Genomic DNA, 26,550 nt, shown 5'->3' with positions numbered 1-26,550 from the left:
GAGATAGTAAAGTGAATTCACAAGGAAGGAGTGAGGCGATGTATCGTATTGGTGAGTTTTCAAAGATGAGTAAAGCTACAATCAAGACATTACGTTACTATGATGAAATTGATTTACTTAAGCCAGAATATATTGATCCATTTACTAACTATCGTTTTTATACTACAAATCAATTGTTTAAGTTACATCATATTCAAGCTTTAAGACAAATTGGATTAGTACCAGATGAAATTAAAATGATTTTGTCAAATGCGAATAAACAAATAGTATTAGAAAAACGCAAAATGGAATTAATAGCAGAAATTGAAAATGCTACCCAGCAGCTCTCCCGAATTGAATTTATTTTGTCCGGTCAAGAGGAGGAAACATTTATGCATTATCAAGCAATTATCAAAGAATTACCACAGTGTATTGTTTATTCAAAGAAGATGACAGTACCAAGTTATAAGGACTATTTTCAACTTATTCCAGCTATAGGTGAGAAGGTTACAACAAAATATACAGATTTAAAATGTGCTATGCCAGCCTATTGCTTTATTGTATATCTTGATGGTGAATACAAAGAAACGAATTTTAAAGTAGAATTCTGCGAAGCGATTACTGAACTGAAAGAGGACTTTGAAGATATTGTCTTTAAGAAAATGGAAGCTGTGAATGCTGTTTCTGTTATGCACAGAGGGCCTTATGCTGGCCTTAATCAAGCATACGCCTATGCTTTTAAATGGATAGAGGATAACGGCTATGCTGTATTAGATAGTCCGAGAGAAAGTTATATAGATGGTATTTGGAATAAAGAAGATGAGACAGAGTGGTTAACGGAATTACAAATTCCTATTATGAGAAAATAGCAAACATAATAGGATAGCCTATAGGGTTATATATAAAAGGTCAATGAAACACGTAGTTTAGAATGTGTTTCATTGACCTTTTTGTAGTCTAGTAATTTGTAGTGTGGTAAAATGAATGCTTCTGAAAAAGTAAATTAAAGTGTCTTTAACAGATAATATAAAGGAAGAGAATAGGTTTTGACTTCATTCTCTATATGAGGAGATGCAAAGTTAAAAGCAGCATGTTTAGATAAAGTAACCCTTTCTTCTAAGTGATCTAGAGAAAGTACGGCTGGTTTATAATCGGGATCTTCTAGGATAAACCAACTATAGAGCATATATTCAAAGTAATTGAGATCATCTATAAGTTCTTGAGACGTGAAGTGTTCAGGTGTTTTTAAATACCATAATGGTAATGTATCATCTCCAAAGAGAAAATGCCTTGCGAAAGTATGGACTTGCTGTCCTAAAATCTTTGTAAAGAAGACTTGAAGTGAGAAAGGTTCACATAGGCTAAAATTTAAGAGTGTACGTAGCATGATATGAGGTTCAGACATTCCAAAAGTATCTTCTATATATTTGACTACAAGAGGGGCGTGGGTATAGTGAAGAAACTCTAGTTGACCTGCACTACGAATTTGTTTTTCTGCCATAGGTGGGAAAGAAAAACGAGATGGATCTTTGAATTTAGCATAGAGATATCTTGTGTAGAGTCTATGAAACTCTTTAGCAATATTAAGGTTTAGCTTCTCTTGAAGTGATTTATCTAAAGCATTTAATGCCATATTTTCGTAGTAAGTAGCAAGTCCTTCTGTAAGCCAAAGTTGAGGAGGCATATGGAAGTCACTAAGTGGTAACTTCACATCCATAAAACTATGGAACATACGATGGGCTAAAAGTTGCCAGTCTCTAAGGTTCTCAGGAGTGAAGCTAGCACAAATGATATGAGAACCACAGCCGCCAAGTATTGGCTCAGGATGAATATCAAGTAGAACAAGACTTAAATGATGATGAGACATTTTAAAGTGTTCAGCGTAGTATTTAAAAAGATTTACCATGTTGTTTAAGATGTGTTCATCTAGTGTTTTAAGCGTATCCTCATAATAAATATGAAGCGTATTTGAGCCTACAGTAGCTTCAAAGACATTTAGGTGTCCAAAGATATAGCTACTTTTCATCAGTTCATAGGCATGACACCATTTAGGACTTTCACAGACAGAAGTTGTTTCTGCTTTTTTAAAAGGAACAACGGTACAGATGGGCTGTTTTAAATTATAGTTGATTTCAATTTCCTTAATAACAGTTGAAGGTGTGAAACTACTAGAGGTAAGCAGTGTCGTTGGGAATAAAAAGGCTTGCTCACCGGCAAAGGCTGTTAAATCATGTGAGACCATGCCGTAAAATCCGTGTTTAGCAGGGGTGCCTATTTGTACAGTATAAGAAAAGACAATAGGATTTTGAGTAACTTGTATTTCTATATAAGGCCCTGCATCTTGTGCTTTGCAATTACATTCAAAGTTAAGGAGTTTAACCTTCCCTTTAAAAAGGTTAAGGGCAGGATCTGTAACAGATGAAAAAATAGCTTCTATTTTTAAGGTTTGCTTAAGTATATCGTAGTGGCTGATTTTGTAGTTTAAAGTGTGCATAGTCATTCTCGCTCTCTAAAATAAGTAGTATAATTTATTTATACAAATTTTATGGACATAAATCTAGTGTTATCTTTTAAAAGTTTAAAACTTAAGTTATACTTAAGTAAAATAATACAGATTGATGAGATTTTGATACATTTTGATTAGAGCACTTTCATGGCATATGAAAGTGTTTTCGTTTATAAAATATTTCAAGGTGTAGGGGGAAAGTAGATGATCAAGCTATCTAAACATATTGCTATGCACATTGCAAAGGAGATTAGTGAACTCATTCATCAACATGTTAATGTAATGGATCATTTAGGTTATATTGTTGCTAGTACAGATGAAGAACGTATAGGGAATTTTCATGAAGGGGCTCAAGTGATTATTCATGAGAAATTAAATTGCCTGATTATAGAAGAAGATGATGATTATAGAGGTGCTAAGAAGGGGATTAATTTACCTATTGTAGTAGAGGATGAAATAATAGGTGTTATTGGTATAACAGGAGACCGAGAACAGGTCGAAATATATGGGCAAATTATTAAAAAGATGACGGAGATTTTAGTAGTAGAAGCCCAAAGAAAACAAATCAAAGAAGAAAATGAGAAAATTCGCTCTCGTTATTTAGAGGAATGGCTTTTTGATGGAAATGTGGCCTATGATAAGGCATTTATAGATAGGGGAGAAGCGATAGGTATTGATATTATCATTCCAAGACGTATCCTCATTATGACACCTTTATTAGATAGTGAAAAAGGACATGGAGCAAAAGACCAAATCTTTTTAAATCATTTAGAGAAAAAAATGAAAAGTTGGGTAGAAGAAGAAAGGCAGGGCAATTTGTTTTTAAGATCAAGAAATAAGTTGATTGGGTTTGTCGTAACAAGGTCTGATGAAGAGATGGTAAACTTTGCAAAAGCATTAGAAAATTGGATTAAGACTACATACGAAGTTAGATTAGCCATAGGTATTGATAAAATACAAGGAGATTGGACAAGTATGTACTTAGCCTATACCTGTGCCAAAAAAGCATTAGGTGCAGCTAAATTAGATAGCCAAAATCCTATTAAACTCTATGAAGAAATGACAGTAGAACTTTTTACAGGAGAAATTCCCAAAGTCCTAAAAGAAGAATATATTAATAAAGTTTTTAAAGGTATATCAGATAGTGAAGTAAAGGAGATGCTTGAGCTTGTTGAAATGTTGATTAACTGTAATGGATCTATTACATTAGCCTCGGAAAGACTTTTTATGCATAAAAACACGTTACAGTATAAACTTAATCGTATTTTTGAAAAAACAGGACACAATCCAAGAGACTTGAAAGATATTCCTACTCTTTATATGGCTAATGTATTTTTTAGACAAATAAAGAAATAAAAAATATGACTATTATATAATGTTATAGGACACAAAAATGAATGATAGTTTATGTTTTGTGTAACATATACGAATAATGATGTATGTTCTATAATAATAACAACACAATATACAAATAAAGGGGGAAGTAGTATGACAGGTATACCACTTATTATTACGTTTGTAGTTGCAGTTATTATTATGATTTTGGCTATTTCTAAGTTTAAGGTACATCCATTTTTAGCAATTATGGGTGTAGCTCTTTTACTTGGAATAGTAGTAGGTATTCCGCTAGAAGAGCTGCCAAAGACCATTGGATCTGGATTTAGTGGCATATTTACCAGTATTGGTATTGTTATTATTTTAGGAGCATTAATTGGTATTGTTTTAGAAAAGACCGGAGCAGCTGTGAAACTTGCAGATATGGTCGTAAAAGTAGTAGGTAAGAAGCGTCCAGAACTGGCCATTCTCATTATGGGATGGGTTGTATCTATTCCAGTATTTTGTGATAGTGGATTTGTTATTTTAGACCCTATTCGTAAAGCAATGAGAAAACGTACACAAGCTTCTAGCGTAGCTATGACGGTGGCACTTGCAGCAGGATTATATGTTTCTCACGTGTTCATTCCACCTACACCAGGACCTATTGCAGCGGCAGGTTCTGTAGGTGTAGGCGATAACTTATTACTTGTTATTGGACTTGGTGTACTTGTATCTATCCCGGCACTTGTAGCAGCATATTTCTATGCTAAATTCATTGGTAAAAAGGTGCGTTCAGATGAAGACCGTGAAGCGGACCAACAACTTGCTAAAACTTATGAACAATTAGTAGCAGAATACGGCAAACTGCCAAGTGGCTTTATGGCACTTGCACCTATCCTTGTTCCTATCTTACTTATGGCATTAGGCTCAGTTGCATCTGTACTTAAATTTGAAGGGATGGCTATGAGTCTTTGTACCTTCCTTGGGAATCCACTTATTGCTTTAACCGCAGGGCTTTTATTTGCAATTGGTTTACTTGCAAGCCGTAAGCAAATGAGCGAATTTAATGGTTTGACCAATGAAACACTTAAAGTAGTAGGACCTATTTTGTTTGTAACAGCAGCAGGTGGTGTACTTGGTAAAGTCATTACAACAGCAGGATTTGTGGATTATATCACAGAAAATGCAGCCTTCTTATCTTCAGTAGGTATTTTCTTCCCATTTTTAATTGCAGCCATTCTAAAGACAGCACAAGGTTCTTCTACTGTGTCTATAACAACGACAGCGGCCATTATGGGTTCTTTTGCAGAATCAGGTACAATGATGGCAGCACTTGGACTTACAACACCAGTTGCAGCAGCACTTACTGTTATGGCAATAGGAGCAGGTGCTATGACTGTATCCCATGCAAATGATAGTTACTTCTGGGTAGTTACTAACTTTGGTGGTATGAAACCACAAGAGGGGTACAAAACACATACAATCACCACATTGATTATGGGTATTGTATCTATGATTTTTATCTTTATCCTATCTCTATTTTTAGTTTAAAGTGATCAGCTAATGAATAGGTGCTTTGTATATTCATTAGGATAAGATTGGCAACAAGGTTTAGAGAAGGTAACAAAGAGATTCTAATAAAATAATGAGTGAAGTTTAGGTATGATGAGAATAATTTGAAAATGAAAAGACAAAATTTTGACTAAAAGAAGGTGAGACCTATGAAGAGAGTGATCGTGATACCAGATTCCTTTAAAGGGACTATGAGCTCCAGTGAAGTGTGTAGAACAATGGAGTCGGCGATACATGAAATCAATTCGGCTATTGAAGTCATAACCATTCCAGTGGCAGATGGTGGAGAAGGAAGTGTTGAGGCTTTCTTGAAGGCACTTCGAGGAGAAAAGGTATATTGTAAAGTCACAGGGCCTTTTTTTGAAGAGATGGAGGCTTTTTACGGAAGGTTAGAACAGGATACTGCGGTTGTTGAAATGGCAGCTTGTAGTGGATTGCCATTAGTAGAAGGCAGAGAGGATCCTATGCTAACGACTACTTATGGTGTGGGTGAATTAATGCTTGATGCTATAGAAAAGGGTGCGAAAAAGCTCATTGTAGGGCTTGGTGGAAGCTGCACTAATGATGGTGGAGTAGGCGCTGCAGCTGCATTAGGCGCAAGGTTTTATAATACTGAAGGGGAGACATTTATCCCTACAGGAGGTACATTAAAAGACATTGTACGAATAGATATAGAAACGTGTAGAGAAAAACTTAAAGGTATAGAAATCATTACCATGTGTGATATTGATAATCCGCTCTATGGAAAGCAAGGTGCAGCTTATATCTTTGGTCCTCAAAAAGGTGCGGACGAAAAGATGGTAGAGGTATTAGACAACGGATTACGTCACTTACAAGAAGTAATTCAAAACGCTTTGAAAATAGACGTATCTGTATTAAAAGGTGCAGGTGCAGCTGGTGGTATGGGAGCAGGCATGGTGGCTTTCCTAGGCAGTAAACTTCAAATGGGAATAGAGACTGTACTAGATGTAGTTGGATTTGAAGAATTGCTAGAAGGCACTGATCTTGTCTTCACAGGAGAAGGTAAGATAGATGCTCAAAGTTTAAGTGGTAAAGTAGTTATGGGTGTAGCCAAACGTGCCAAATCAAAAGGTGTTCCTGTAATGGTATTAGTAGGGGCTATAGGAGAAGGGATTGAACCTATTTATGATGAAGGTGTAACAGCCATATTTAGTATTAATCGTGCACCCATTCCTTTTGAAGAAGCAAGGTATCAGTCTGTAGAGAATCTCTATTTTATGATGAAGAATGTTATGAAAGTGATAGAAAGATAAAAGAAAAAGTTCAATGCTCGTATAGGGTATTGAACTTTTTCTTTTATCTTTAATAAAAAAGTAATGAGGGATCTAATAAAGTATAGACACTATAAAAAATAGAAGTATGCTATAATAAAAAAAGCAGAGAAAATAGGAGGCATAAAACTATGTTTTTTATTATTGACATAATGCCTGGTCTTAAAGTGTTAAAGCTTTTAGTTGGTACTTGTAGAAGTTGCCATCATAATGGTGACCTAGAACTGATTAAGACCTATCAGTGTCTAAGGCTTTTCTTCATCCCTGTATTTAAGTGGCATACAAGATATTTCTTGCGACATAGTTGTGGAGCTATGATGGCTGTATCAGAAGAAGATGCTATTGCCATGTTACATGCGGGGATTATGCCAGATCAAGTACAAGTTGAAGTCATGGAAAAAGGACCGGTACGTTGTGCAACATGTGGTAGAATTTTAGAAGAGGATTTTATTTGTTGTCCTTATTGTGGGAATAATAGAAAATAGAAAAACACTTTCAGGAGGGGCCTGAAAGTGTTTTTCTATTTTGTCATGCTAGTAAGTCAATTTCGGAGCCGAGTTCACGTTTTGCAAGTTCTGTTGCAAGTTCAGATGCTGAAATGGTACCTTCACTAGCTAGTTGCTGTAACTGTTGTGCTGTTAGGGAAGCGAGATTTTGTATAGATGAGGAAGATGTAGTGTCGTCATCTTCTTCTGTTTCAGCAGATTCTACAAGGAGTTTAGTAGTGTCAGATAAAGCTTCAGTATCTGAGGTTGTAGCAGCTTCTTCTAGCGCTTGCTGGGCTAATAGTTTTGCTGCATCACTAATTTGTACAGTAGCAGCATTTGTATTTTTTAGATTGAGGGTGCCAGAGCTAGAGGAAGAAGTGGACTGACTTGTAGCTTGCATAGATTTTGCTAAGTCACCGGTTGTTTGATTGATAGAAACAGTTGATGCTTGAATAGTTAAACTCATTTTTAGCTCCTTTCAAATAAAATAGTATAATTAATACTCCAATATAATAATGTAGTAATGTGATATCTAAGTGAACGTGAGGTGAAAATATTATTTTTTTATTTATAGCTTCCTAATTAATAATTATTAGTATATAATAATTACATAGGGAGTAAAAACAACCTTCATACGATGGAAGGAGTATAGTAATGAATAAAGAAGAAAAACAAATAGACCTCATTGTTATTGGAGCAGGACCCGCAGGATTAACAGCAGGAATTTATGCTACACGTGCCAATGTAGAGACATTAATATTAGAAAATGATATTATTGGTGGACAAATGAGATCCAGCTATACAATAGAAAACTATCCTGGATTTGATAATATTACAGGAATGGAACTGGCAGATAAAATGGAAGCTCAAGCAACAGGTGAAGGTGCCATTATTGATGAATTTGATTTTATCGAAAGTGTTTCTTTCTCTGACCAAGAGAAAATTATTGAAACAGGCGACTATATTTATAAACCTAAAGCAGTTATTATCGCAACAGGGGCAAGTCCTAAGAAATTACCTATTTCTAATGAAAGTAAGTATTTAGGTAAAGGGGTTCATTACTGTGCGGTCTGTGATGGTGCCAACTATGCAGATGAAGAAATAGCTGTTGTAGGTGGTGGGAGCGCAGCTTTAGAAGAAGCCATGTATCTCGCTAGACTAGCAAAGAAAGTGATAATCATTAGAAGATATGACAGCTTCCATGCTGAAGCAAAAGTTATCAATGAAGTAGAGCAAGTAGCCAATATAGAGATTCTTTATAATCATGATTTGGTAAATGTAGAAGGTGATGAATTTGTAGAACGTGCTATCATAAGAAATACACAAACAGGCAAAGAAAGTACATTACCTATTAAAGCAGTTTTTGGATATATAGGAACAGAACCGAAGACGGATCTCTTTAAAGGAAATATTAGTTTAGATCAATCGGGTTATATTATTACAGATGAAAGTATGCAGACCAATGTAAAAGGTGTTTATGCAGCTGGAGACGTACGTCAAAAAGAATTTAGACAGGTTTCAACAGCTGTAGCCGATGGAACGATAGCAGCACTTAAAGCTGAAAAATATATTGTAGCGAAAAAGGAGAAATGCGTAATGGTAAAAGTTTATTCTGTACAATGGTGTGGTCCTTGTCAAAAAGTTAAAAAATATTTAGATTCAAAAGGTATCCCTTATGAAGTGGTAACTGTAGCTGATGCTAAAGAAGAACGTGACGTTGTATTACAAGTTTCAGGTCAAAGATCAGTACCAGTGACAACAATTAATGATAAAGTAATTATTGGATTTGACAAACATCAAATTGACGAAGCATTAAAAAACTTATAAAGTATAGAAGGGGGTGTTGTAAAACACTCCCATCTTTGTATCTTTTTGTGACAATTTAAGCAAGGAGGAAATTATGCAAATGAATCAAGATATACAACAAGAAATGAATAGATGTTTAGGCTGTAAAAATGCAAGATGCCAAAAGCATTGCCCAATTAGCACGCCTATTCCAGATATTATAAGACTTTTCCAAGCCGGAGAAATAGAAAAAGCAGGTGAAATACTTTTTGCTAACAATCCATTATCAGCGATCTGTGCCATTGTATGCCCACATGAGAAGCAGTGTTATGGTAATTGTATTAAAGGGATTAAAGGTGAACCTATTCAGTTCTATGAATTAGAGCGCTATTTATCAGGTCTTTACTTAGCCAAAGATAAATGGGAGAGTGTACCATCTAATGGTGAAAAGGTAGCAGTAGTTGGAGCAGGTCCAGCTGGGATTACAGTGGCTTGTATGCTTGCAGAAAAAGGCTATGAAGTAACGTTATTTGAAATGAATGATGAAATTGGGGGTATGATACGCTATGGTATTCCTAAATTTAGATTACCAAGTGCATTATTAGAACAAATTCAAAAGCGTTTATTAGCACTTAATGTGAAAATTCGTTACAACACTTTAATAGGTCCTGTTATTACCTTAGATAGACTTATGGCAGATGGTTATAAAGCTATATTTATTGGAACAGGTGTATGGGATCCTAAAACGTTAAATATAAAAGGAGAGACTTTAGGTCATGTTCACTATGCTGTAAACTATCTCAAGTCTCCAGAAGCTTATCATTTAGGTGACAAAGTTCTTGTTATTGGTGCGGGGAATGTAGCCATGGATGCTGCCCGTACTGCCAAACGCCAAGGTGCTAAAGAAGTAACCATTGTTTATAGAAAAGATTTCCCTGATATGCCAGCTACAAAAGTAGAAATTAAAGAAGCATTGGAGGATGAGGTCTTATTTGCAACTTATAAAGCGCCTATAGAAATTACAGATGAAGGACTTATTGTTCAAGCTACGCAAAGAGTAGAAGATGAAGAGGGACGCATGAGTGTTATAGGTGTGGAAGATTCAAATGAACTCATACAAGCAGATAGTATTATCATTGCTGTAAGTCAAGTGCCTAATAGTAACGTTGTGAGCACTTCTAAAGGACTAGAAGTTAATAAATATGGCCTTATTGTAACAGATGAATCAGGTCATACAACCAAACAAGGTGTATTTGCTTCTGGTGATGTGGTTACTGGCGCACGTACAGTAGTTGAGGCAGTAGCTAATGCAAAAAAAGTAGCCCTCACTATGGAAGACTACTTAAAACAACTTTAAGTAAGATATTCTAAAGCTTTTATTGTGTGTAGATTGTTACCATCAAGAGAATGACTTTTAAGTAGCAGTTCTTTTGATAAGGTGAAGTCTTTTGCTAGAAGCGATGAAATCCCCGCATTATAAGTAGCAATAGATTTTTGCTTCTTACTTGTATATTGAATGATTAGAACAATAAGCTGAAGTATAAATGTAATAATAAAAAAATCATAGATATACTGACTAAAACGCCATTGAAGTTCTAGAATATGGACAATCAAAATTTGAAGAAAATTTAAAATACCTGACACAATAATAAAGGTATGATTATAATTAAAATGTGCCTTTTCAAAATAAACGGTTTCCTTATCTAACAAACTCATTGATGTAGTATATTTTTGACAGAGTTCAAGCCCTTTTTCAATAGCAAGATTATGTGGATTGAAGGTAAGGGCTTCTTGGAAATAATCTCGTGCTAAAGGATAGTCACTGGCATTAAAAGCTGTAACGCCATTATTATATGTCGTTATAGCTTGATAAGCTGGTGACTTTTTTTGTTTAAGATAAACAAAAAGTTGCAAAATAGTAGTTAGTGGGACGAGAAAAATGACAAGTGGCATGGTTGCATTGGTAACACCTGTATCCATCATGGTCATTTCAAGTATAATTTCTATAAGTACAACTAAAATATTAAGCCACATAAAGAATAGGTTAAATTTAAAAGGTAGAGGACCTAAGTACTCACGAGGAGGTACAACAAAGGTATCTTCTAAAGATTTTTCATTAGAGTTGTTTTTAGTCTGAAAAGATTCTTTAGTAGAAAGTCGGTCTTCTTTCATAAAATCTGCATATTCTGCCTTATTAGCAAAAGAAATGGTTTCAAAATGAGCATCTGTAATACGAAAAGCTACGTAGAGTGGCTCCTTACGTAAGGTATACTTAATAGTAAGATAATAATATTTGTTTTTGTCATAGTTATATGTAGGTATAACACGTACCATTGCTTGTTCAGGATCAATTTCAACCTGACAGTCAAGGCGCATATGGTAGCAATCGGTAATATAAAAATCAGATGCTCTATAGTTTGAAAAATACTTCAAATCTTTGAAAGTTGCTTTCCACATAAAACGATCATGACTCTTTAAGTTATTTTTGATTTTCCCTTTGTAGTTCCCCTTAGTAATTTCAACTGTTGACTGCATATTTCTCCCCTTGTAGTCATTATAAAATAAATTTAGACAGTAGTATTATTTTAATATTTTTTATGTAGCTAGTCTAGAGTTTTCTAATATTTTATATGGGTGGACTATAGTGTCGTTGGGATTTTATATTTTGAGCCCTAGAATGTATATTAATAGATTAAAAAATATAAAAAGCTATAAAACGACAAAAAAGGTAGTTATTAGGAGGGAAAGTGCGTATAATAGAAATAATGAACTTATAAGGAGGACAACATGGAACTAATAGGAATTGTAATTGTTATCGTAGGTTTTATTCTAAAATTTGATACAATTGCTGTTGTCTTAACAGCGGGTATTGTTACAGGGCTTGTAGCAGATATGGGTATCTTTGAAATTTTAGGTACAATTGGCGATACATTTATTAAACAAAGGCATATGGCGTTGTATTTATTAATTTTACCAATTATAGGTATATCAGAACGCTATGGACTTAAACAACGTGCTATAGAACTTATTAAAAGTCTAAAAAATATGTCAACAGGAAAAATCTTATCTATATACTTACTTATTCGGGAGATTGCTATTGCTATGGGCTTACGTTTAGGTGGACATGCTGAGTTTGTACGCCCACTCATTGAGCCAATGGCAAATGGTGCAGCAGTAAGCCAATATGGTGAATTAGATGAAGAGATTGAAGAGAAAATTAAAGCTGCATCTGCTGCATCGGATAACTATGGAAACTTCTTTGCACAAAATATCTTTATTGCAAACTCAGGTGTTCTTTTAATTGCAGGAACATTAGAAGAGCTAGGCTATATAGCTGATACCGTTCAGATTGCACAGATTGCTATACCAGTGGCAATTATTGCGCTAGTACTTGGTGTAATACAAAATATACATTTAGATCGTAGTATTCGTAAAATGATTGAAAAGAAAAGGGGGATTAAGTAATGGGAGACTTCTTATTAGAACTTTTTTATGTATTAGTAGGCTGTTTAATGTACTTAGTTGCCTTTAACATCTTCAAAGATACAACACACAAAACGAGAATAGGTACAATGACTTTTTGGGTCATCTTAGGAAGTATTTTTATTTTTGGAAGTTACTTACCAGGTACAGTAGTTGGTGCACTTTTAGTTATAATTGGAGTGCTCACAGCTACCAAGCAAGTAAATATGGGAAAAGTAAATATGCCAGAGCAAGGCTTTACAATAGAGCAAGCTAAACGCTTAGGCAATAAGATTTTCTTGCCATCTCTAGCAATTGTAATTATTGTTGTATGTGTAGCTAAGTTTACAAGCTTAAGTGGTACAGTAGCTATTGGAATAGCAGCCTGTATTACCCTTGTATTTACACTGCTTTTAACAAAAGCACCAATAAAAACAGTTGGTCAAGATGGAAATCGTATGCTTCAAGCTATTGGAGCAATGTGTATTTTGCCTCAACTTTTAGCATCACTTGGTACACTCTTTACAGAAGCAGGCGTAGGTGATGTAATCTCAAGGGGGATAGCTGTTGTTATTCCAGAGGGCAATATTTTACTTGGTGTTATAGCATACTGTGTAGGTATGGCGCTCTTTACAATGATTATGGGAAATGCCTTTGCAGCATTCTCTGTTATTACAGTAGGGATTGGTGTACCATTTGTTTTCGCCCAAGGAGGAAATGTGATTATTGCTTCCACGCTGGCATTAACAGCAGGATACTGTGGAACACTTTTAACACCTATGGCAGCTAACTTTAATGTACTTCCAGCAGTACTCTTACAGACAAAAGATAAGAATGCGGTGATCAAGCATCAAGTAATGCTAGCTATTCCACTTCTTATCATTCATATTGCACTGATGTACTTCTGGGCATTCTAGTAGAAGCTATAGGAGCAAGTTATAAAAAATCTATTAGTCAGCTATATAGATAAGCTAGGAATTTAAGTATAAGATAAGAGTTTAAGTAAGGAAAGAGAGGTATGCTAGTATGAAAATACTTATTACAGGATTTGATCCATTTGGTGGAGAAGCAATCAATCCAGCATTAGAAGCAGTAAAAAAATTACCTGATACAGTTGGAAAAGCAGAAATTATCAAACTAGAGATTCCAACCGTATTTAATAAAAGTTTAGAAAAAATTGAAGAGGCCATCAAACAATACAATCCAGACGTGGTTGTATCTATTGGTCAAGCAGGTGGACGCTTTGGAATTACACCAGAGCGTGTAGCAATCAATGTGGATGATGCACGTATTGAAGATAATGAAGGCAAACAACCAGTAGATACACCCGTATTTGCTGATGGTGAGAATGCCTACTTTACCAATTTACCAGTAAAAGCAATGGTTGCTGAAATGGTAAAAGCAGGTATCCCAGCTTCACTTTCTAATACTGCAGGGACATTTGTATGTAACCATGTTATGTATGGTGTACTTTATATGATTAACAAACGCTATCCTCATATGAAAGGTGGCTTTATCCACGTACCATATATCCCAGGACAAGTTGTAGCCAAACCAAACATGCCATCTATGTCAGTAAAAGATATTACAAAAGGTCTTGAAATTTGTTTACGTACAATCAGTGAAGTAGAGGAAGATCTTAAAGTAGCAGCAGGAACAATCTGCTAGTGTAACCAAATATTACATCTATATTTTTTAAAGTAACAATCTTATAATAAGATTATCAACGTTAAAAGTCTATTATTATGATTCACTTACCAAAGAAAAGGTTTGTAACCCAAGGCGCGGGTTACAGACCTTTTCTTTTTAGTTTGACATCAAGGAGGACAACACATGGAAAAAATATTTGTTTACGGTTCACTTCGTCAAGATTTTTGGAATCATGACAAAGTGCTTAAAAATAGAGTACGTCATATTCAAAATGGAACAATAAAAGGAAAACTTTATCATTTACCTGCAGGGTATCCGGCTGTTATTAGAGGAACAGATGAAGTACATGGTGAAGTGATGACTATAAACCAAGATAAATTACTTAGGAGCTTAGACTTTTTAGAAGGCTATTTTGGAGAAGGAGAGGATAATTTATACATTCGAACAAAGCATAAAACGATATTAGATGATGGAACAGAAGAATGGTGTTGGGTATATACTTATGCTAATGAAGAGGAAGCAAAAAATAAAGGGAAATACATCTCATCGGGAGATTGGAAGAAATTTGTGAAATAGTAGGGAATTATTAGGCATTTCTTGCATTTCACTTTAAAGGTTCGTATAATAAAATTGGCATAAAATAGACATAAAGTGAGGTGTACAATGTATACGATTGCTATTTGTGAAGATGAAATAATATGGCAAGATAAGATTAAAGAAATGCTAAATGACCTACAACAAAAGATTAAAATCTCTCTAAAAATAGATACGTATACTTCAGGGGAAGAACTACTGAAAAAGGATTTTAATCAATATGATATTCTTTTATTAGATATACAAATGAAGGGGGTAAGTGGTGTAGAAATAGCAAAAAGTATAAGGAAAGTTAATGAAAATATACAAATTGTATTTTTGACAGCTTTAGAAAGTTCTTGGGCTGAAGGATATGCAGTGAAAGCTTATCGTTATCTTCTTAAGCCAATTCAGATAGAAGAATTTCATGAAACAATGATAGGGCTTATAGAAGCAATTAAAAAAAATAAAAATTGTATTATTATAAAGAGTGAAGGAGAAATAAAACGTATTCAGATAGCTCAAATTAAATACTTGGCTATAGAAGCAAGAAAAGTTATTATTCATACCTGGGATGAGACTTATAAGACTACTATTTCCTTAAGTGAGTGGAATGAAAAGTTAAAAGGCTTTGGATTTTCAAATCCACATACAAGTTATTTGGTAAATTTAAAATATGTCAAACACTTAGATAGAGAAAAAATTATTTTGACAGACAATGAAATCATCTATGTTTCACAAAGAAAATATAAAAAGTTTAAGGAAGAGTTTGTTAACTACATAGATAATATTAAATAGGGGGAATAGGTATTGAAGTGGGCAAGAAAAGCAAGCGTAGTTAGCATTATTATTTTACTGATCTTCATAGTAGGAATATGTTTAGCTATTATTTATAGAATGGATACAGAAAATACATATAAGGTTGTAAGTGATAATTTTCATCAAATGTTAATTGACAAACAAAAACGACGCATAGAAGAGGTTGTTGACATTGTTTATAGTCAAATAGAAATAGAAAAAGCACGTTTGGAAAAGGATATTGACTATTATTTACAAACATTTGGTAATGTATTTGAAAATATAGAAATTAAAGATGAGATAATAAGAGAAGACTTTGAGGAACAGTTGGGTTTACAGCAATCATGTGATCAGCTTCAAGCAGATATGATTATATGGGATAGTAAAAATAATAGTGTGAGATATAGCAGTAATCGTGCATTAGAAGGCATACAAATGAGTCAAGCTGAACTTGCAAAATATACCCAAGGTTTTGCGAAACATGCTATAAGATATATACAATCTAAGGATACAGTAATTATTTTCGGTCTTACAAAAGAAGCTATAGAAGAAAGAGCTAAGGAATTAGCCTTAAATGATATCCGTAATATGGGAATGGGGAAGGATATTTATATATGGGTTAGCGAAATTTTAGACTATAACGGTGGTACAGACTACGCTAGATGTATTGTGGACCATACGATGCCAGAGCGAGAAGGGCACTTGTTATCTACATATCGTATTGATAAAACAGGGAATTTTCCATATCAAAAAGAGCTTGAAGATATAAAAAGAACAGGTGAATCATGGAATACTTATCACTATAAAAAGAAAGACAGTAATGATGTTGCCTTGAAAATTAGCTATACTAAGCTTTATAAACCTTATAATTGGATTATTTCGGCAGGAATTTATATTGATGATATAACAGCTTATGTAGAAGAAAATAGTAATTATCTTGCAGAAGGTATAAAAAGACAAATAGATATAAGTTTTATTAATATTTTAGGGGTCATGCTATTTAGTGGAACAGCTGGAAGTATTATTTGGATTTATCATATGAAAAAAGAGAAGCAGCTTATAGAGGAGAGAGAAAAAATAAGTAAAGCACACTATAAGCTATTAGAAGAAAAATATAATAGTGGAAATACAATTATTCATGATATAAAGAATCATTTGATATGTGTACATTCTCTAGCTAAAAATGCTTCAGATGATAAAGTGATAGAATACATAGAAAGTATGAACGTAGAAATTGAAAAATATAGGCATACTGTTATAACAGGTAATGAAATATTAGATGTTATTTTAAGTGAGAAACTTGGAATAATGGATCAAAACCGTATTGAATGTGAATTAGATATTGAACCTATAGATTTATCTTTTATAAAATTAAAAGATCAAGTAAGTCTATTGAGCAATATGTTAGATAATGCAATACAGCATATTAGTCATAAGGAAATTAAACAAATTAAATTTATTACTTATACATTTAATGAGAGTTGGATGGTGTTAAAGCTTATTAATACTTGTGATCAGCAACCTAAGATACGAGAAAAAAGATTTTTAACTCGTAAATTAGAAAAAGAAGGCCATGGCTATGGAATGCAAATTATTTACAAGGTTACAGAGTATTATGGTGGAAATGTAAAATGGAGCTATAATGAGGAAATAAGTGAATTTAGCTTAATGGTGATGTTACCAAAGCCTAAATGTTAAAAAAGAACCTAACTACATGTAGATAAGGGAAATGTAGGTAGGTTCTTTTATTTTGGTAAGGGATAGCTTATGCAACAAAATCATTTATAGTTAGTATTATATTAACGTTTTAGGGGTTTATGCTATATATGTAGAGTTGATCGAAAATAGGGGAGCCGATCAAAAGACTTTGTGCATAAGAGAGGGAAAGTAAGGGGCTTTCCCTTGACAATAGATTATCACAAAAACTGATTTAAACAAGTAATTTTGTAATAATGCATCATTTAAGTGCAAATTCGATAAAATTTACGACATAGTTTGACATAATATGATAGATAAACCTAATGATTAAGCTTAAATTGCTTCATCTTATTGCCGAGGTGCTCGGTTAAATAAGTTAGGTGAGAGGCTGTCTCATTAATTTGTTGGCTTGCATCTTGAAGACAAGTAGTTTCTGTATAGGCGTCATCAGCTTTTGAAGCAATTTTAATAGAAGTGGTAGTGATATTCTTAATATTGTGGTAGAGTTTTTCTTTTTCATTATTAAGCGTTGTAGTTTTTCCTGAAATAACCGTGATTTTAGGTGTAATTTCTTCTACACCACTAATAATAGTTTGAAATGATGCGAGTGTATTATAAACATGTTCTTTTTGGGCATTAAGTTCATGGGCTAGGTCTTCGTTGGATGAGATAATATTTTGATTTTCTCCAATGACATCTTTAATAACATGATTAATATTTTGAGCAGCCAGTTTACTTTGTTCAGCCAGTTTACGGATTTCAGTGGCAACAATGGAAAAACCACGTCCACTTTCACCAGCTCTGGCAGCTTCAATGGCAGCATTGAGAGCAAGTAAGTTGGTTTGCTCAGAGATTCCATTGATAATATGTGTAATGTCTGTAATGGCGTACATTTTAGTATTCATAGACATAATGCTTTCAGATAGATTAGAGAAAATAGCATTAAAGTTTATCAAAGAAGTAGAAAGTTTTTCCATATCTGCAGTACTAATAGAAGTAGAATGATTTACTTCTTGGATAAATGTTGTGATGTTATCGAGACTTAGACGTACTTCTTGAATATGCTCATTTACATTTTCAACTAGTTGATTCACAATCACTAGATCATTATTTTGAAGTGTAGTCCCATGAGCAATGTCTTGAGAAGTATCATTAATATACTCAGAAGAGTGAAGGAGAGCAGAAGAAGTCATAAGAAGATCATCAGAATGTGAAGAAAGTGTAGCACTACTTTCTTTAACAGCTAAAAGCATATCTTGCATAGAGTGCATGAATTGATTTAAAGCTTGATATAAAGCTCCGATCTCATCTTTTTGTTGAAGTTCTTTTTGATTAAGCTCTATACAAAAATCACCAGTAGCTAGTTGTTCAAAAGTTTGTTTAAAAGTAGAGAGCCTTTTAGAAAGACTACGTGCAATAAAGCTACTTCCTAAGACGGCTAAAAGAATAGCTATAATACTAATTATAAGTAATGTATTTAAAATACGATACATATTAGCAAATAGATCACTTTCTAAGGATTCTAAAACGATGCTCCAGCCAGTAGAAGGAACATTTAGATAAGAAAGACAAAGCTCTCCGTCAGAAGATGAATAAGTGGTTGTACCTAATTTATTATCTAAGATTTCTTGATGAAGGAGCGTACGATCTTCAATGGATACTTCTTGTTCATCTAGTGTATTTTTAGAGGAAGCAATGAGCGTGCCTTCTGTATTTAAGATATAAGCATGTCCGTTTTGACCAAAGTTAAATTGGCTTATAAATTGAGACAGGTCAAGACCATTTTTATAGAGAATAACACCACCAGTTACTCTACCATTTTGTATCACAGGGGCAGTAAAACCAATTAAAAATTCACTTTGGTCATCTGTATAATAAGGGCCAAATACCTCAGATTTACCGTGCATTAAGTTTTGATAATAGGTTGTATCTTTTATATCTTGTGTAGTTTGGTCAGGAAAAGATAATAATCCTGAAGAATTAACTAAACCTATTTGGGTGGCACCATATTTCGAAGCACTATTTCTTAAAAAGTTTTGCTTTTCATTCATTGTAGTTTGTAAGTCAACTAAGATAGAGTTATTAGCAATGGCATCGACAATATTAAGATTGTTTGTTGTATAAAGTTCAATCTGATCTCTTGCGCAAGTAGAAAGGGTTTGAATATGTTCTAAATTACTTTCTTTTAGAACTGTTTTAAGGATAGAGCTAAGTGAAAAATACATCACTAAAATAATTGCTAAAGTAATCACTAAAATATTTGCTAAGAGTTTAAATTGGATTGAGTTTTTCATGTTTTCCCCACCTTAGTATAAAATATAGATGAATATATAGAATTGAGTGTAGATAAATGTGTAAAATAAGTATAACATATGTTTTTGAATCAACAAATATTTTGTGTGAAAGTTTTAAAATATAGTAAAAATAGTATAAATATAGTAGAAATTACACAAAAGATAAGATTAAATCTCGTATTAGGGTATGATATAATACCTATTAGAAATAAAAGAAAGTAGGTAAGTAGGATGGCAAAAGTTTATCAATTTCCTAGTAAAGGTAAGGGAGAACAAAAACCTAAGCCTATTAAATCAGAGGCGGAATTGCAACTTAAAAATACAATGAATTTATTAATAGGGACTTATAAGGAAAGTAGCTTAGGACTTGAGCAAATTAAAGATGAAATAAGCAAATTAGACGGGTCTCATTATAAAAGTGGTAAAGAAGTATTGAAACAAATTAAAGAAATGAATAAGTTATTTTTGAAGTATGGAATTAGTGTAGGGGGATATAAGTTTCTTACATTTGATGATATAGAAGTAATTTATGTCAATGCAAATGAATTATTTTATATAGGTAAGACAGAAGAAGATACTAAGACTTATACAACAGGTAGTTTTATTGAAAAGTTTAATACTTATAAATTTACATTGGTATTAGACGAAAGTCTATATTGTGTGATAGATGAGCGTATTCAAGAGCTTAAAATTACCATTAAAACCCTTGAAAATACAAAAATTTAAAACAATAAAATATAATAAATGAGGCATACTAATTTTACAAGTCGATTTTAGAGGAGGATATGTATGCCTAAATTACGTTGTACAGTAACAAACTGTTCTTATAATAAGGAAGACTACTGCAGTTTGAACTATATTGAAATTGATGGAAATGGAAAACAAGCAACAAATGTAGAAGATACATGTTGTGCAAATTTTGATTCTACTGAGTATACATTAAGTAATCAAGAACATATGGCTCAAGCAGTAGTAGATATTAAATGTACAGCAGACAACTGTATTTTTAATCATCATACAGAATGTCATGCTGAAGAAGTAGGTGTAGCAGGTGCATCTACTTGTACTTGTAGTCATGATACACAATGTGGAACATTTAGATGTGGAAGAAGCTAAGGCTTCTTCTTTTTTTGTCTTTTAATAATCTATTGACTATACGTAACATAGGTTGTTTTTTATAATTTTATAAAGGGGTATAATAAAATAAAAACAATCTTGGGAGGAAATATGATGAAAAAACCAGTGAAATGTATTGCTTGTGGTAAAATAGATGAAAATCATACTTTATATGATTCAACATTACCAGAAGATCAAAGATTTCAAATGTTAGTAACCTCTGATGGCGTTAATCCTACATTATGTTTTGAATGTTATGATGAACTTTTAGAATGTGTTGCAAGGCTTTATCAGTTATTTAATGAAGATACAGAAAGAATGATAGAGATGATTTCTAGAAGTGATATTTTACATTGTTTACAAAATAAATTATGTCTTTAAAAAAGAGTGGCTTCAGGAGTATAAATGCTCATGAGGTTGCTTTTTTTATACGCTAAATAATTTATAATTAACTTTCTCATTTCATTTAAGAGTAGCATAAAATATAGTACAAGTTGAAAAGGAGAGAGAGTGTGTGAAAAAGATAAGGAAATTTATCGGAGACATTAGTTTAAGGGATAAATGCGTTATGCTATTTATGATTATTTTAATTATAGATTCAGCATATTCTCTATTTACGCCAATAGGGGGAAAACATTCTGCTGCTATTGATATAGTAGTAAGAACAACAATGGCTTCTATATTTGGCTATTTATTGGGAAGTAATTTTATGATTAAAAAGCCTACCACAAAAAAACAACGTTCTAAGAAACAAGCTAAGATTGAATGTATATGTAAAGAGCTAGAAGAAGAAAATGAAAACGAAGATGAACCAATTAAAGAAGAGACCAATAATATACAAGTAATTATTGCAACAGTTATAGGTATTAGTTCTCTGCTTGTATTAATTATAGCAAGAGATTTAGTTCAGTTACCTGATGATGCCCTTGCAACTATCTCCCAGTTTAGAAGTTTTGTAAGTGGAAGTATAGGTTTTTTAATTGGGATACCAAAAGATAAATAGACTAAATCTTTACTATTATGACACAGTATTCACCTTATAGCTTATAATCACATATTATAATAGCAGAAGTAGAAAAATTATGCTTCTAGTCTGAAAAAAAAGGAGTGTCGTTTAATGTCACAATACCGTAATATGGATTATCAAAACAATAATTCTTGCTGTAATTGTAACAGAAATACATGCTGTGAAAATAGGTGTAACTGTGGATGTGAGTGTCCATGTCATAGACCATGCCCAGGTCCAATGCCACCATGCCCATATCCAGTGCCCTATATGCCATTGACAGCCCAGTTAATTGGAAGTGTACCACAACCAGCTATTGTTGCAGGTATAACGCCGATATATGTAACATTTGCAAGTGGTAGTGGGGATATTAATTTGCCAATTAGGAACCCTCTTATTGCCTTTATACCGGGCACAAATACTATTACATTTAATAAAGCTGGCTCATATCTTATCACCTATCAAGTAGTAGCTAATTTTACAGGTGTACCATCAGCAGTTACGTATGGTACACCTCCTAAAACAGGTAACTATACAATTCAATTGTATCAAAATGGTAATGCAGCAAATGGTTCAGCAACCTCTCTTACTTTAAGAGGTCCAGTAGCAGCGGGTACAAGTTCTAGTCAACCTGCTACACCAGCTTTTCCGGCAGTGGGTACACAAATTCCTATTACAAGAACAACATTAGTAAATGTAGCAGCTGGAGATACAATACGAGTAGGTAGTCTCTTGACACCAGCTGATACAAGTTTTACTCTGAATCTTGTGAATGTAACAATTATTATCAATCAAGCATAAGTAGTTATCTTAAAAGCTGGTACATATTATTTGTGTACCAGCTTTTTTAGAAAGGAATAGAAAATGTTATCTACAATCTATATATTAGATTCGTCATTAGTAAATTCATTATTTTTAGATACAGAGATGCAAAAATTATCTGAACGACCTCACATTTATAAAAGCATATACTTATAGTTGTAATAAAAATACTTAGAATAATAATATAAAAAGATAAGATTATATCAACTATAAAATTTAATACAGAATAGATTCTTTTAATAAAATTTTTTTTGGTTTTGGGTTTCTATAAAGAAGACGATATAAAACCTCACCTACCTTTAGTCCTATTTCATAAGGATTTTGATCAATAATAATTGGTTTAAAGGAAAGGAGAGGTAAGTAGCCTTCAAATTCATTATCAAAAAGCATTAAAGTTAGATCTTCAGGTATATGAATCCCTTTTTGTTGCAAATAGGGTACAAGGTTGAGACCATAGCCAATGCTTGTTGTGATAAGGGCAGTAAGACTAGGATTATCTTGTAAATAAGTATAGACTGTTTCTAGAAAATCTGGGTCGGTATGATCAATAGTTAATTGAAGATTGGTATCAAAAGAACCAATATGATCAAGAAGAGCCTTTTGATAACCATTACTACGTTCTAAAACAGAACTTACAGAGTGAGGATCTTGGCTTAAAAAACCGATATGGGTGTGACCGTTATCAATAAGATACTTAGTTCCATTATAAGCTGCAGTGAAATGGTCACAAGCAACATAACTTAAATCTAATCCTGTTAAGTAACGGTCTACTAGAACAACAGGGAAGTTATTTAAACTAAGTTTTAAAATTTCCTTATTATAGACATTATTATCAACAGGATAAATAATAAGTCCCTTACAGTTATTTTGAGTAGCAACACGAATCATTTCTTCTTCAATCTTCTGATCACCGCCTGTAACCATAATACTTAAGTTTAAATGATGTTCTAAAGTGAAGGTTTGAAGTCCTTCTAAAATTTTACCTATAAATTTTCCACCTACACCCGGTACAATGAAGCAGATCATAGGATTTTGCTTATCAGCTTTTAAAAGCTCGAATTCACTGGCCTTAGGAGCAATGAAAGTTCCCTTACCTTGTTTACGATAAATAAGCCCATCTTTTTCTAAAGATAAAATAGCATTTTTAGCACTAATACGGCTGGCATTAAATCGAAGTGCTAATTGATTTTCAGAAGGTAGTTTAAAGTCAGGCGTATGCTTGTTTTGTTCAATAATTTCTAATAAATATTTACGCATACTAATATATAATGGTTCATTTTGCATAATATAAAAGTCCTTTCTACGATATATCAAGTATACCAACTTTATCATCTTTTTATATCACTTCCATTGATTATAGACTATCTATCTTTTAAAATCTACTTATAAACAAGAACCACCACATTCTAGGAGGACGAAAAAATGGCTAACAAAAAAGCACATGTTATTTCACATACACATTGGGACAGAGAATGGTATTTACCTTACGAAAAACATCACATGCTCTTAATCGAGTTTATGGATACTTTACTTGATACATTAGAAAAAGATCCTGAATACAAAAGTTTCCATTTAGATGGACAAACAATTATTTTAGAAGATTACCTTCAAGTAAGACCAGAAAAACGTGAACTTTTAACAAAAATGATCAAAGATGGTCGTATTCACATTGGTCCATGGTACATCCTTCAAGATGAATGGCTAACAAGTAGTGAAGCAAATGTACGTAACCTTCAAGTAGGTCACGATGATGCCAAAATGTACGGAGATGTATGTAAAGTAGGTTACTTCCCAGATTCATTTGGTAACATGGGTCAAGCACCTCAAATGTTACAACAAGCTGGTATCGAAACAGCAGTATTTGGTCGTGGGGTTAAACCTACAGGTTTCAATAACGAAGTAAGCGGAGAAGCTTTTGAATCTCCATACTCAGAAATGTACTGGGAAAGTCCAGATGGATCAAAAGTACTTGGTGTACTTTTTGCAAACTGGTACTGTAATGGTATGGAAGCACCAACAGATAAAGAAAAGTTAGTAGAATACTGGAATTCAAAACTTGAAGGTGCAGCACACTTTGCTTCAACAGACCACATGTTATTTATGAATGGTTGTGATCATCAACCGGTTCAAACAGATTTAAGTGAAGCATTAAGAAATGCAGGAGAGTTCTTCAAAGATGTAGAATTCATTCACTCAAACTTCCCAGAGTACATCGAAGCGATTAAAGCTGAGCTTCCAGATAACTTAGTAACAATCCACGGAGAACTTAGAAGCCAACAAACAGATGGTTGGTGTACACTTGCAAATACAGCTTCAGCTCGTATTTACTTAAAACAAATGAATGCGAAATGCCAAACATTATTTGAAAAAGTAGCAGAACCAGTAGCAACACTTGCACATAAAATGGGTATGGACTACCCACACCATCTTTTCACATATGGTTGGAAAGTATTAATGCAAAACCATCCACATGATAGTATTTGTGGTTGTAGCGTAGATGAGGTACACAGAGAAATGGTATCTCGTTTCGAAAAAGCAGAACAAGTTGCACTTCACATTATTGATGAAGCAATGAAATTTATCAAAGCTAAACTTGATACAATGAAATTCAAAAATATTAGTGAAGAAGCAGAACCATTCTTTGTAATCAATCCAACAGGTCATACAAAAACTGGTTTAGTAGAACTTAACGTAGAAGTAGCTAAAAAATACTTCGCACCAAACTATGTACAAGGCGCAATTGATGATGCTAACCATGCAGCTGTACCAGCCTACAAAATCGTTGATGAAAATGGAAATGAAGTAAATGGTGAAATCGTAGAACTTGGTCTTCACTTTGGTTATGACCTTCCAAAAGACAAATTCCGTCAACCATATATGTGTCAACAACTTAAAGTAACTGTTGAAGTAGATGCATTAGAAGCATTTGGCATTAGAAGACTTGCACTTATCCCTGTTGATACAAAAGTAGAAGCAGAAGGTAGCCTTGTAAAAGAAAGACGTATCTTAGAAAATGCATTTATCAGTGCAAAAGTAGAAGACAATGGTTCTATCACTATTACAGATAAAACAACAGGTCATACATTTGAAGAACAATGTATTTACGAAGACCATGGTGATCTTGGTAATGAATACATCTACTTCATGCCACTTGGTGAGAAACCAATTACATCAAAAGATGCAAAAGCCCAAGTGCGTGTTGTGAAAAATCTTCCTCACGTAGCGGAGATTGAAACAAAAGTAACAATCAATATTCCAAAATCAGCAAATGAACAACTTGATAAAGAAATGAGAGAGCTTGTTTGGTTCAATGGAAGAAAAGCACAACGTGTAGAAGAAACAATTCCAATGGAAATTACAACAGTATACACATTAGAAAGACTTGGAAAAGGAATCAAAGTTAAAACAAGCTTTGTAAATGAAGCAATCGATCATAGAGTACGTGCATTATTTACTACAAAACTTGATACACCATTCCACTATGCAGACTCTATCTTCGAAGTTGCAAAACGTGATACAGTACCATCTAAAGAATGGAAAAACCCATGTAATGCACAACATCAACAAGTATTTATCAACGTACATGATGAAAATGTTGGTTTAACAGTTGCAAACATTGGTCTTAACGAATATGAACTTCTTCGTGATGGAGAAAATACAATTGCTCTTACAATTCATAGAGGTACACGTGAACTTGGGGACTGGGGTGTATTCCCAACACCAGAAGCACAATGCTTAGGTTACCAAGAAGTTGAGTTTGAAATCATTCCTCATGGAAAAGATGTGTATGCTTCATACATCGAAGCATACCAATTCCAAATTCCATTTGCAGCAATGCAAACAGTAGTACAAGTTGGTGAAGTAAAAGAATACGCACCAATTATTGTACCAACAGCAGGAGACGGAATCATTTACTCATCACTTAAACTTAACCATGAAGGTAATGTTGTAACACGTTGGTATTCTGTATCAGACAAAGAAGCGAATCTTACATTAGATGCAGATATGAATATGTTCATGAGTAACTTACTTGAAGAAAACCATGGTGCAGTAGAACATACAGTAACAGTAAATCCATATCAAATCATTACACTTGGCTTTGATAAATAATTTAAGATAAACAAAAATAACGCCTTATGGGTTTGACCAAAGGCGTTATTTTTCTGTAAAATTACAAAAGGTAATCAGTAAT

Annotated in this window: 24 protein-coding genes; 19 read left to right on the top strand and 5 right to left on the bottom strand. The window is 33.5% G+C overall.

Annotation, left to right across the window (positions count from 1 at the left end; all coding sequences use genetic code 11):
- Positions 1 to 11: 11 nt before the first annotated feature.
- Positions 12 to 848 carry a MerR family transcriptional regulator gene (locus BN2390_RS17640; protein ID WP_242847691.1) on the top strand — a complete coding sequence of 279 codons (837 nt, stop codon included), beginning with the start codon at positions 12 to 14 and terminating at the stop codon, positions 846 to 848.
- 134 nt (positions 849 to 982) lie between these two features.
- Here the strand turns inward: BN2390_RS17640 and BN2390_RS17635 are convergent, their stop codons facing one another.
- Entirely contained in the window at positions 983 to 2,473 is a 1,491-nt protein-coding gene (locus BN2390_RS17635) for a hypothetical protein (RefSeq protein ID WP_154668850.1), read from the bottom strand.
- A 216-nt stretch (positions 2,474 to 2,689) separates the two neighbouring features.
- Here BN2390_RS17635 and BN2390_RS17630 point away from each other — a divergent pair, with 216 nt between their 5' ends.
- The 4 genes from BN2390_RS17630 to BN2390_RS17615 all read left to right on the top strand — a co-directional run bounded on the left by BN2390_RS17630 (position 2,690) and on the right by BN2390_RS17615 (position 7,151).
- A complete protein-coding gene (locus tag BN2390_RS17630; protein WP_053985622.1) occupies positions 2,690 to 3,841 on the top strand; it encodes a CdaR family transcriptional regulator in 1,152 nt (383 codons plus the stop codon).
- Between the two features lie 132 nt (positions 3,842 to 3,973).
- A complete protein-coding gene (locus BN2390_RS17625) occupies positions 3,974 to 5,353 on the top strand; it encodes a GntP family permease (RefSeq protein ID WP_053985621.1) in 1,380 nt (459 codons plus the stop codon).
- 170 nt (positions 5,354 to 5,523) lie between these two features.
- Positions 5,524 to 6,648, top strand: a complete 1,125-nt coding sequence (locus BN2390_RS17620; protein ID WP_053985620.1) for a glycerate kinase family protein — start codon at positions 5,524 to 5,526, stop codon at positions 6,646 to 6,648.
- 149 nt (positions 6,649 to 6,797) lie between these two features.
- The gene (locus tag BN2390_RS17615; RefSeq protein WP_053985619.1) at positions 6,798 to 7,151 is read left to right on the top strand and encodes a zinc ribbon domain-containing protein; all 354 of its coding nucleotides are present in this window, start codon (positions 6,798 to 6,800) and stop codon (positions 7,149 to 7,151) included.
- Between the two features lie 43 nt (positions 7,152 to 7,194).
- Here the strand turns inward: BN2390_RS17615 and BN2390_RS17610 are convergent, their stop codons facing one another.
- On the bottom strand, positions 7,195 to 7,620 hold the full coding sequence (locus BN2390_RS17610; protein ID WP_053985618.1) for a hypothetical protein: 426 nt from the start codon (positions 7,618 to 7,620) through the stop codon (positions 7,195 to 7,197).
- 188 nt (positions 7,621 to 7,808) lie between these two features.
- On the opposite strand from BN2390_RS17610, the gene trxB reads away from it, so the two are divergent.
- Together trxB and BN2390_RS17600 are read left to right on the top strand one after the other, a co-directional pair.
- Positions 7,809 to 8,981 (top strand): thioredoxin-disulfide reductase, encoded by a 1,173-nt coding sequence (gene trxB, locus BN2390_RS17605; RefSeq protein WP_082238852.1) that lies wholly within the window; start codon positions 7,809 to 7,811, stop codon positions 8,979 to 8,981.
- Positions 8,982 to 9,054: 73 nt separating this feature from the next.
- On the top strand, positions 9,055 to 10,296 hold the full coding sequence (locus BN2390_RS17600; RefSeq protein ID WP_053985617.1) for an NAD(P)-dependent oxidoreductase: 1,242 nt from the start codon (positions 9,055 to 9,057) through the stop codon (positions 10,294 to 10,296).
- On the opposite strand, the gene BN2390_RS17595 is transcribed toward BN2390_RS17600, so the two are convergent.
- On the bottom strand, positions 10,293 to 11,474 hold the full coding sequence (locus tag BN2390_RS17595) for a hypothetical protein (protein WP_053985616.1): 1,182 nt from the start codon (positions 11,472 to 11,474) through the stop codon (positions 10,293 to 10,295). The two genes, BN2390_RS17600 and BN2390_RS17595, sit on opposite strands and share 4 nt — an antisense overlap.
- 252 nt (positions 11,475 to 11,726) lie before the next feature.
- Between BN2390_RS17595 and BN2390_RS17590 the strand changes: the two genes are divergently transcribed.
- The 6 genes from BN2390_RS17590 (at position 11,727) to BN2390_RS17565 (ending at position 17,120) form a co-directional block, all read left to right on the top strand.
- Positions 11,727 to 12,404: a DUF969 domain-containing protein gene (locus BN2390_RS17590; protein WP_053985615.1), complete on the top strand. Its 678-nt coding sequence runs from the start codon at positions 11,727 to 11,729 to the stop codon at positions 12,402 to 12,404.
- Entirely contained in the window at positions 12,404 to 13,318 is a 915-nt protein-coding gene (locus BN2390_RS17585) for a DUF979 domain-containing protein (protein WP_053985614.1), read from the top strand. Before BN2390_RS17590 ends, BN2390_RS17585 begins: the two co-directional genes overlap by 1 nt.
- Before the next feature lie 109 nt (positions 13,319 to 13,427).
- Positions 13,428 to 14,069, top strand: a complete 642-nt coding sequence (gene pcp, locus BN2390_RS17580; RefSeq protein WP_053985613.1) for a pyroglutamyl-peptidase I — start codon at positions 13,428 to 13,430, stop codon at positions 14,067 to 14,069.
- 165 nt (positions 14,070 to 14,234) lie between these two features.
- The gene (locus BN2390_RS17575) at positions 14,235 to 14,627 is read left to right on the top strand and encodes a gamma-glutamylcyclotransferase family protein (RefSeq protein WP_053985612.1); all 393 of its coding nucleotides are present in this window, start codon (positions 14,235 to 14,237) and stop codon (positions 14,625 to 14,627) included.
- An 87-nt stretch (positions 14,628 to 14,714) separates the two neighbouring features.
- On the top strand, positions 14,715 to 15,422 hold the full coding sequence (locus BN2390_RS17570) for a LytR/AlgR family response regulator transcription factor (protein WP_053985611.1): 708 nt from the start codon (positions 14,715 to 14,717) through the stop codon (positions 15,420 to 15,422).
- 12 nt (positions 15,423 to 15,434) lie between these two features.
- Positions 15,435 to 17,120, top strand: a complete 1,686-nt coding sequence (locus tag BN2390_RS17565; RefSeq protein WP_053985610.1) for a cache domain-containing protein — start codon at positions 15,435 to 15,437, stop codon at positions 17,118 to 17,120.
- A gap of 320 nt (positions 17,121 to 17,440) precedes the next feature.
- Here the strand turns inward: BN2390_RS17565 and BN2390_RS17560 are convergent, their stop codons facing one another.
- The gene (locus tag BN2390_RS17560; RefSeq protein ID WP_053985609.1) at positions 17,441 to 19,414 is read right to left on the bottom strand and encodes a methyl-accepting chemotaxis protein; all 1,974 of its coding nucleotides are present in this window, start codon (positions 19,412 to 19,414) and stop codon (positions 17,441 to 17,443) included.
- A 231-nt stretch (positions 19,415 to 19,645) separates the two neighbouring features.
- Here BN2390_RS17560 and BN2390_RS17555 point away from each other — a divergent pair, with 231 nt between their 5' ends.
- The 5 genes from BN2390_RS17555 (at position 19,646) to BN2390_RS17535 (ending at position 22,337) form a co-directional block, all read left to right on the top strand.
- Positions 19,646 to 20,140 (top strand): hypothetical protein, encoded by a 495-nt coding sequence (locus BN2390_RS17555; protein WP_053985608.1) that lies wholly within the window; start codon positions 19,646 to 19,648, stop codon positions 20,138 to 20,140.
- 63 nt (positions 20,141 to 20,203) lie between these two features.
- Positions 20,204 to 20,530 (top strand): DUF1540 domain-containing protein, encoded by a 327-nt coding sequence (locus BN2390_RS17550; protein ID WP_053985607.1) that lies wholly within the window; start codon positions 20,204 to 20,206, stop codon positions 20,528 to 20,530.
- 114 nt (positions 20,531 to 20,644) lie between these two features.
- Entirely contained in the window at positions 20,645 to 20,911 is a 267-nt protein-coding gene (locus BN2390_RS17545; RefSeq protein ID WP_053985606.1) for a hypothetical protein, read from the top strand.
- Between the two features lie 133 nt (positions 20,912 to 21,044).
- Positions 21,045 to 21,533 carry a hypothetical protein gene (locus tag BN2390_RS17540; protein WP_053985605.1) on the top strand — a complete coding sequence of 163 codons (489 nt, stop codon included), beginning with the start codon at positions 21,045 to 21,047 and terminating at the stop codon, positions 21,531 to 21,533.
- 114 nt (positions 21,534 to 21,647) lie between these two features.
- Positions 21,648 to 22,337, top strand: coding sequence for a hypothetical protein (locus BN2390_RS17535; protein ID WP_053985604.1), 690 nt, complete (start codon positions 21,648 to 21,650; stop codon positions 22,335 to 22,337).
- A 237-nt stretch (positions 22,338 to 22,574) separates the two neighbouring features.
- Here the strand turns inward: BN2390_RS17535 and BN2390_RS17530 are convergent, their stop codons facing one another.
- The gene (locus tag BN2390_RS17530) at positions 22,575 to 23,642 is read right to left on the bottom strand and encodes a GntR family transcriptional regulator (protein ID WP_053985603.1); all 1,068 of its coding nucleotides are present in this window, start codon (positions 23,640 to 23,642) and stop codon (positions 22,575 to 22,577) included.
- A 138-nt stretch (positions 23,643 to 23,780) separates the two neighbouring features.
- On the opposite strand from BN2390_RS17530, the gene BN2390_RS17525 reads away from it, so the two are divergent.
- Entirely contained in the window at positions 23,781 to 26,468 is a 2,688-nt protein-coding gene (locus BN2390_RS17525) for an alpha-mannosidase (protein WP_053985602.1), read from the top strand.
- The last annotated feature ends 82 nt before the right edge of the window (positions 26,469 to 26,550 follow it).

The organism is Niameybacter massiliensis (assembly GCF_001282685.1).
In the GTDB taxonomy this organism is placed as follows: domain Bacteria; phylum Bacillota; class Clostridia; order Lachnospirales; family Cellulosilyticaceae; genus Holtiella; species Holtiella tumoricola.
The sequence above is the reverse complement of the archived record's forward strand: the minus strand, read 5'-3'. Positions and strand labels throughout refer to the sequence as shown.

What these genes read in the sequence shown, in the direction of transcription:
- BN2390_RS17635 (WP_154668850.1), bottom strand. Translation starts at nt 2,473, where the DNA reads ATGCACACTTTAAACTACAAAATCAGCCACTACGATATACTTAAGCAA.
- BN2390_RS17630 (WP_053985622.1), top strand. Translation starts at nt 2,690, where the DNA reads ATGATCAAGCTATCTAAACATATTGCTATGCACATTGCAAAGGAGATT.
- BN2390_RS17625 (WP_053985621.1), top strand. Translation starts at nt 3,974, where the DNA reads ATGACAGGTATACCACTTATTATTACGTTTGTAGTTGCAGTTATTATT.
- BN2390_RS17620 (WP_053985620.1), top strand. Translation starts at nt 5,524, where the DNA reads ATGAAGAGAGTGATCGTGATACCAGATTCCTTTAAAGGGACTATGAGC.
- BN2390_RS17615 (WP_053985619.1), top strand. Translation starts at nt 6,798, where the DNA reads ATGTTTTTTATTATTGACATAATGCCTGGTCTTAAAGTGTTAAAGCTT.
- BN2390_RS17610 (WP_053985618.1), bottom strand. Translation starts at nt 7,620, where the DNA reads ATGAGTTTAACTATTCAAGCATCAACTGTTTCTATCAATCAAACAACC.
- trxB (WP_082238852.1), top strand. Translation starts at nt 7,809, where the DNA reads ATGAATAAAGAAGAAAAACAAATAGACCTCATTGTTATTGGAGCAGGA.
- BN2390_RS17600 (WP_053985617.1), top strand. Translation starts at nt 9,055, where the DNA reads ATGCAAATGAATCAAGATATACAACAAGAAATGAATAGATGTTTAGGC.
- BN2390_RS17595 (WP_053985616.1), bottom strand. Translation starts at nt 11,474, where the DNA reads ATGCAGTCAACAGTTGAAATTACTAAGGGGAACTACAAAGGGAAAATC.
- BN2390_RS17590 (WP_053985615.1), top strand. Translation starts at nt 11,727, where the DNA reads ATGGAACTAATAGGAATTGTAATTGTTATCGTAGGTTTTATTCTAAAA.
- BN2390_RS17585 (WP_053985614.1), top strand. Translation starts at nt 12,404, where the DNA reads ATGGGAGACTTCTTATTAGAACTTTTTTATGTATTAGTAGGCTGTTTA.
- pcp (WP_053985613.1), top strand. Translation starts at nt 13,428, where the DNA reads ATGAAAATACTTATTACAGGATTTGATCCATTTGGTGGAGAAGCAATC.
- BN2390_RS17575 (WP_053985612.1), top strand. Translation starts at nt 14,235, where the DNA reads ATGGAAAAAATATTTGTTTACGGTTCACTTCGTCAAGATTTTTGGAAT.
- BN2390_RS17570 (WP_053985611.1), top strand. Translation starts at nt 14,715, where the DNA reads ATGTATACGATTGCTATTTGTGAAGATGAAATAATATGGCAAGATAAG.
- BN2390_RS17560 (WP_053985609.1), bottom strand. Translation starts at nt 19,414, where the DNA reads ATGAAAAACTCAATCCAATTTAAACTCTTAGCAAATATTTTAGTGATT.
- BN2390_RS17555 (WP_053985608.1), top strand. Translation starts at nt 19,646, where the DNA reads ATGGCAAAAGTTTATCAATTTCCTAGTAAAGGTAAGGGAGAACAAAAA.
- BN2390_RS17550 (WP_053985607.1), top strand. Translation starts at nt 20,204, where the DNA reads ATGCCTAAATTACGTTGTACAGTAACAAACTGTTCTTATAATAAGGAA.
- BN2390_RS17545 (WP_053985606.1), top strand. Translation starts at nt 20,645, where the DNA reads ATGAAAAAACCAGTGAAATGTATTGCTTGTGGTAAAATAGATGAAAAT.
- BN2390_RS17535 (WP_053985604.1), top strand. Translation starts at nt 21,648, where the DNA reads ATGTCACAATACCGTAATATGGATTATCAAAACAATAATTCTTGCTGT.
- BN2390_RS17530 (WP_053985603.1), bottom strand. Translation starts at nt 23,642, where the DNA reads ATGCAAAATGAACCATTATATATTAGTATGCGTAAATATTTATTAGAA.
- BN2390_RS17525 (WP_053985602.1), top strand. Translation starts at nt 23,781, where the DNA reads ATGGCTAACAAAAAAGCACATGTTATTTCACATACACATTGGGACAGA.